Source organism: Deinococcus alpinitundrae, assembly GCF_009982895.1.
Taxonomy (GTDB): Bacteria; Deinococcota; Deinococci; order Deinococcales; family Deinococcaceae; genus Deinococcus; species Deinococcus alpinitundrae.
Window position 1 is genome coordinate 1 of record NZ_WXZL01000056.1, and the last position, 6,644, is coordinate 6,644.

Consider the following 6,644-nt stretch of genomic DNA (forward strand, 5'->3'; position numbering starts at 1 on the left):
ACGACTCATTCAGGCGTGGCAGCGTGTTCGGTACATTCAACTCCCGACCCGATTGCTCTCCGGCAGCCAAGCGTGACCGATTTAAGCAGGTATCAATAAACGGATTGGAGTTCAGGTCCGGATGGTGAATACGAACCTTGGCTTCGCTCTCTATTTGTTCTCATGGGTCAAGCGGCAGAGCTTCCCAGAGCTGTGCTGTGTACGGCGACGGGCGCGACGGCCAGGCCCGCAGGCCCGCCTCCCCACTCGGGGCCATGAAGGGGAGCCGTGATGGGCGTCCGCTCTGCGGACAGGAGGTGCACCAGTTTGACGTGCATGTCGAACTCCCACTGCCAGCTCGCATTTGATCCCGCCTGGTCCCGGCTCCATGTGCTGGGAACGAGAGTCAGCAGTGCGGTCCCCAGGGTGTGCCGTGGTCGCTAGGCAGTCGATTTACCAGTACCTGAGCTTTGCGCTGTGTAGTCAGATCAAGCACCAAAGTCACGCCAGGCCAATTAAGCCTCAGCAATGGCCGCGATGGAAACCAGCAGCCCTGGGACGCGGACAGGCAACTTGGCACCCTGGCGAGCTGGTGGGTCGGTTGGGAACCACTTCAGCCACTCCTCGTTCATCCCGGCAAAATCATCTTCGTCTGCCAAGATAACGGTCACACTGACAATTTTCTCCAGAGCGCTCCCAGCTTCCTCCAAAATGGCTTGAATGTTGGTCAGGCATTGCCTGGTCTGCTCCTGAATAGTCATGCCTTTGAACGTGCCCGTTGTGGGATCCACAGGCGAAGTGCCTGAGACGAATACCAGACCGGCTGCCTTGACTGCCTGACTGTATGTCGGCGGCGGTTTGGCTGCCTTGGGCGTGAAGACGATGTCACGGGCCATGTTGTCTCCTTCAGAGCTTTGAGGTCAGAACACCACTGAGAGATTCCAGATCGTGAAGTCAGCTTACGCTCCCGATCCGTTGCTGCATCGAGAGTTGACGAGGGCGTGCTCGGCCACCCTCACGGCCAGAGTCCCAAGAGAGTGCAACTGTTTTTGTAGAGTTCCACGAAAGTCAAAAGACCAAGCCGCCTGAGAAGATAGATTTTTGCATGGCGGGGTTCGTATGGGCGTCTCCAGGTCGAGGCCACCCTGGGTTTCCGGTATTCAATGACGGGCCCCACCGGCACATAAACCAAAGGAGAATCGCATCCATGACCGAAAAGAAAACTGCTGACGAACTGGGCGCGGTCCTCGCTCCATAACCCCACAAGTTCGTGGAAGCGTGCTTCTCGACCGACATGAATACCGTAGCCGCTGCCCTCGGCGGCCACCACTTTCAGGCCTTGACCCGTTGGAGGGTTGGGGCAATTCCTACACGAGTGAGCGACAAGCTGAAACCATCCACAGGAGTGGCACAATAAGCTGCATATGCCTCTGAGTACTGAAACCAGACTTCAGGAGTGGCTGCAATTCATCGAATTGTTGGGGCGCATCCGGAATCCTGAAGATGTCGTGCGGGCCGTGATTGACGAGGGCATCGAAGCCATCGGGGCCGACGGCGGCTTCGTCTCTCTGCGTTCAAGTCGTGGCACCGAACTGGAATTCGTCGGCTCGTATGCCTATCCTACGCAACTGACCGCTTTTCTGGAGTCCGTCCCGCTCACCACCAACTTTCCATTTGTGGAGGCCTATAACCGCCGCGAGGCGCTCTTTCTAGAGAGCTTGGACCAAGTCAAGAAGGATTATCCGGAGATTGCCGTGCATCTGCGGGATTACTCCGGAAGTGTCGTTGATTTGCCACTCCTGGTCGGGAACGAAGCGCTCGGAATCCTGGTGCTGTCATTTCGGGAAGGCCGAACCTTCTCGCTATACGAGCGGACCTTCCTGCGTATTCTTGCAGGGCAATGTGCGCATGCACTTCACCGCAGTCAGGCCTTGCAGCAAGAACGCCTGGCCCGTCATCGGGCGGAGGCGCTCCAGGAGCGCTTCGCTTATCTTTCTGAAGCCAGTGCGGTACTCAACGCTTCACTTGACCTCAAGACGACCCTCGAAACCATTACCATCTTAGCTGTCCCTCGCCTGGCAGATTGGTGCTCGCTGTCATTGCCCGAAGGTGACCTGCTGGTCCCCGTAGCAATTGCACACCAGGACCAGCAGAAACTTGATCTGGTGTGGGACTTCGTGAAGCTCTACCCGGTCAATGTCCATTCTTCAGGTGGCGGTGCCCTGGCGTTCCGTTCAGGCGAAGCGCAACTCTTTCCGGTGATTACGGAGGAGATGATCCAGGCCAGCAGCGCTGACCCGAAGTATGTCGCCACAATTCAGGCTCTGGAACTACATTCCCTGGTGAGCGTTCCAATGATCGCGCCTGGTGGAGTCGTGGGCGTCCTGAGCCTCGCCAGCAGCCGGGCAGAGCGCACCTACACTACCGAGGACATTCCCTTTACGCTGGAGATCGCCCGCCGAGCCGCGCTCGCTGTCGAGAATGCCAAGCTTTATGAAACAGCGCAGCGGGAAATTGAAAGCCGTCAGAAGGCCCAACAACAAGTCGCTGAACTGAATACGGTTCTGGAGCAGCGCGTCAAGGACCGCACCCAGGCGTTGGAAGCCGCCAATGCGGGACTGGAGGCTTTTACGTACTCTGCGTCGCATGACCTGCGCACACCTGTGCGGCACATTAAGAGCTTCGCGGAGTTGCTGGAGCGACAACTGGATGCTGACAATTCCCGTGCCATCAAGCTGCTTGGCCATATTCAGGACGCGGCAAAACGCATGGATGAGATTACCGAGGGGCTTCTTGATCTTTCAAGAGTGACGATGATTCATTTCAAAGAAGTGCTGGTGCCGCTCGACGTGTTGGTGCGTGAAGTCATAGATGAGCTGAGTGTGGAACTGGGTCAACGGCAAGTGCGTTGGGAGGTCGAGACCCTGCCAGCGGTGGTTGGCGATCCGAAACTGCTTCGACAGGTCTTCCAGAACGTTCTGGGCAATGCGGTGAAGTACACCCGTCCGCGGACAGAAGCGCGCATAGGTGTGCATGCCTATGCGGAAGCAGGTGAAGTGGTCGTAAGAGTGTCGGATAACGGCGTGGGCTATGATCCGCGTTTCGCAGACAAGCTGTTCGGCGTGTTTCAGCGCCTGCACCGGAGTGATGAGTTTGAAGGAAGCGGAGTGGGACTGGCGACGGTGCAGCGTATTGTGAGTCGGCATGGTGGCCGGATCTGGGGGTAGAGTCAACTGGATAAGGGGGCCACCTTCTTCATCGCTTTTCCTCACGACGCCACCTTGACTCAGAATCCAGAGCACTGATCAAGAACCAAGTGTCAGCAACGCTGTGGCTACGATCGAGAAGATCCCTGCCGCCAACACCCGCATAAGCGAGGCTGGGGCCTTGACATATAGATAGAGTGGAGGCCTTAACTGTACTCTGGTGATGCTTGACCAGACCCTTTTGTAGGCGCAGATTTTCCTTCGAACGACAAGGTTGATCGAGATGCGTCTCAATCTGAGCGGTGAGTTCGCGTCCCTGGCGTTGGTACTCGAGGAGCGTGCAGTATCCCAGATGGAAGCGCTGATGCAACCCAAGGGCAACGTGGAAGTCGGTGAGCAGCTTCTGCGGGTAGGCGCGTCCTCGTCCGGCCTGCTGAAGTTGCACATTCAGCGCCTGTTTGCACGAACCGATGACATGATGCAGGCATTTCTGCTGCTTGACCTCCGATAGACTCACGGGGTCATAGGTGCTGAACCGGTCACAGCATAGGGTGCCCTGGTACGTGTTGGGAACGAGTTCCTGCAGCTGAGCGTGGGTGTGACGCGTGCGGATCTGATAGACCACGCTCTGCGTGGTCTTGAACCCCTGCAACCACGCGGGCTGACCGTGAATGCGCCACCCCGTGTCATCCTGATGGACGTAGGGCTGCTGCTGCACATCGTCGCGCAACTGTTGGTACTGGCGCTGCAACACGCTCGCGTTGCGCGTCACGCGCAACGCATCTCTGGTCAGCGCACTCTGACTGACGCTCAATCCGGTGGTCAACCGCAGCACCTCAGGCACCTTCCGAACCGGGATCCCCAGGTCGTAATGCAAGCTGTGCGCCAGGCAGTACACCTCAGGACTCAGCCGGTGGGCACTGGCACCGCGTTGGTCCGCTGCCACCGCTGGGTGCGTGGCCCGGACAGCCCGACCGCACACGTCGCAACGACCCACCTCCAGGTGGTACGCCGTCACCTGAGGCGGCGCTGCGGGCAGCGCCGTGATGAAGGCGAAGTCCGTCTTGAACGGCTGCAACTCACCGCCACACGGACAGCGATTCTGGAGCTTGACGTCCACGATCCGGGTGACCTGTTCACGGCTGGGACGCTGCTTGGAGACAAATGGCCCCTGCCCAGCATGACGGCCCGGCGGTTTGGGCTCCGCCTTGGGCTGCTCACAGCTGTAGGGAGCGACGTACTTCTTGCTCTTGCGTTCCAGTTCCTCAATCCGCTTCTTGAGCCGACCATTCTCCGACCGGAGCGCTTCGTTCTCTGCTTCGAGCGCCTCGAGCCGAGCGGTGAGCTTGCCGATCATTTCCAGCAGCTCCACTATCTTCGGGTCGCTTGCTCCAGCCACGCTGTACCTTAACCCGCCGACCGCCCCACTGCTACCCAGCTATCCGGTAATCAGATACTAAAAATCACACCTAGCGGAAGGTCATTTTTGCGAGAACGAGTTCGCACGGCTCTGGGTCGTGATCCTACGCCGAGTCCAGCGATCATTGATCGCCAGTCCGTACGGACCACCGAGGCCGGTGGTCCTCGAGGGTACGACGGCGGGAGGAAGGTCAGCGGCCGCAAGCGTCACGTGCTGGTCGATACGTTGGGTTTGGTGATAGGTGTCGTGGTGTACGGGGCGAACCTCCAAGACCGTGCTAGCGCGGTCCTGTTGTTTGACAAGGTACGGAACGTCTTCCCACAGCTGTAGCACATCTGGGCGGATGCAGGCTACAGCGGAAAGCTGATCGCTGCGGTCAAGCAAGTCATGGGTTCGACTTTGGAGGTCGTCAAGCACCCCTGGTCTGGCAACGTTTGGATCTAGGTCGAGAAGGGGCAACCTGCACCCATCATCGAGAAACCCGTTGGCTTCGTGATGCTCAAGCGCCGCTGGGTCGTGGAGCGCACCTTCACCTGGTTGGGGAAATCCAGACGGATGAGGCGCGATCTTGAAGCCCTCCCCGAAACCTCGGAGAACCTTGTCGACCAGGTCATGATCCGCTTGATGGTCCGCCGTCTGGCCGCGCTTTAAGTCGTCCAAAACGACTTTCAAAACCCACTTTAGGAGTGTTAGTGCGTCGTTTTGGGATCGGTAACGGAAGTTTGATCCTCTTCCAGACGGACTTCGCCTGTCTTCGTCACGTCCAGCACTTCTCGGCCAATGGTTTCCTGAACTGTTTGGGTGTCCGTCACCGTGCGTTTACCCAACCCGATCTCTTCGGTGACATACGCTTCCTTCGCGACTTTGGCGCGCTCAGCTTCGAGATCCACCTGAATGGTCTCGCTGGCTCCCCCCAGAACTGTGCCCTCGGTGGCAGGACGGGCCTCTGTAACTGGCTGCCGCTCGATAACGACCTCCTCGCGTTGCAAGGCCACATTGACCTGCTCCTGACGAGTTTCGACATGCTTACTAATCTCTACACTGCCAGCCACAAAGCGGTCTTTGTTAACCACCAGGCGTTCTTCGAGAAGGCGCAACTTATCGGGCGTACGCAGTGTTTGCTCGTGGTGGCTGCTCTGGGCCTCGTTCTGCACAACAGGTGATGTGGCCTGTACATTGCTCTGGGCGGCGTGAAGGACGCGTTCGCCGGTCGCTTCAATTGTCCCGGCTCCACGTAGTACGCGCTCATCTGCTGCCTGCGCTTCTGGGCCGTAACCTTCTTCGAAGCTATATGTTCGCATCTGACTCATCTGTTCATTGGTGAGCTGATCGAAGTACACACCCTGATCATCAATGCGGGCATTGCCAACCGGAACCAGGACTTGCTTGGAATTGGCGTCGATCAGAAAGTAACGAATAAGCCCTGTATCGTACTCGACCAAGGCGTCTCGAACGGTACCGATTCGCTCACCGTTGCTTCCGTAGGCGGTGTCGCCGGTCGGATCGTAAACACCTTCATCACTGGTGCCGTAGCTTTGATCACGAGTCAGATCTGAAAGGCGGACAAAGTCATTTTCACTCATAGTGGGATCCTCCAAACAGCAGCCGATCATGCGGCGCGTTTCTGGCTGTAGTGTGCCGATTCCGAGCCGTTTGGAGCTGAGTTGAAGGCGGAGCGTTTCTACACTCAGCCTTATCATTAGGATCATCTTTCTAGCAGCGGGAGGAAACATCCCTGTAGGGCTGATATAGTGCTGCACTCAGACGTGGACTGTTGGCCGTCAGATAGCTGCCTGGGGTTTGAGTTACGGATTCGTGCTCCAATAGCTATAAGACTGGGCGCTGCCATTTCAGCAAGAAAAAACTGCTTAGTAGGGGCGGCAGAGACATTAATCTTTCACGGTGCGTGCGGTGGACTCTGCTTCCATGCATAGCATTACTGATCTTGCTACGGTGTTGTGGAGGAGGAGTTCAGTCTGATCGACAATGGAGACTGACATGACTGCCAGCAAACACGAGTACACCGCCGAGTTCAAAGA

General features: G+C 57.6%; 5 protein-coding genes and 1 pseudogene. 3 read left to right on the top strand and 3 right to left on the bottom strand.

Annotated features, from left to right (window positions below; genetic code table 11):
• Nucleotides 1-494: 494 nt before the first annotated feature.
• Complete coding sequence (locus GUI70_RS21890; protein WP_161884402.1) at nt 495-875, bottom strand: RidA family protein; 381 nt, start codon at nt 873-875, stop codon at nt 495-497.
• Nucleotides 876-1,403: 528 nt separating this feature from the next.
• Here GUI70_RS21890 and GUI70_RS21895 point away from each other — a divergent pair.
• Nucleotides 1,404-3,206 (top strand): GAF domain-containing protein, encoded by a 1,803-nt coding sequence (locus GUI70_RS21895; protein WP_161884403.1) that lies wholly within the window; start codon nt 1,404-1,406, stop codon nt 3,204-3,206.
• Between the two features lie 28 nt (nt 3,207-3,234).
• Here GUI70_RS21895 and GUI70_RS21900 read toward each other — a convergent pair whose 3' ends face one another.
• Nucleotides 3,235-4,542, bottom strand: a complete 1,308-nt coding sequence (locus tag GUI70_RS21900) for an IS66 family transposase (RefSeq protein ID WP_161884404.1) — start codon at nt 4,540-4,542, stop codon at nt 3,235-3,237.
• A gap of 129 nt (nt 4,543-4,671) precedes the next feature.
• Between GUI70_RS21900 and GUI70_RS24755 the strand changes: the two genes are divergently transcribed.
• Both GUI70_RS24755 and GUI70_RS24760 read left to right on the top strand, forming a co-directional pair.
• Nucleotides 4,672-4,935 (top strand): transposase, encoded by a 264-nt coding sequence (locus tag GUI70_RS24755; RefSeq protein WP_237725111.1) that lies wholly within the window; start codon nt 4,672-4,674, stop codon nt 4,933-4,935.
• Nucleotides 4,936-5,070: 135 nt separating this feature from the next.
• A pseudogene (locus tag GUI70_RS24760) lies at nt 5,071-5,256 on the top strand (IS5/IS1182 family transposase); the annotation flags it as partial.
• Between the two features lie 38 nt (nt 5,257-5,294).
• On the opposite strand, the gene GUI70_RS21910 reads toward GUI70_RS24760, so the two are convergent.
• Nucleotides 5,295-6,188 (bottom strand): DUF2382 domain-containing protein, encoded by an 894-nt coding sequence (locus tag GUI70_RS21910; RefSeq protein WP_161884405.1) that lies wholly within the window; start codon nt 6,186-6,188, stop codon nt 5,295-5,297.
• Nucleotides 6,189-6,644: the final 456 nt, after the last annotated feature.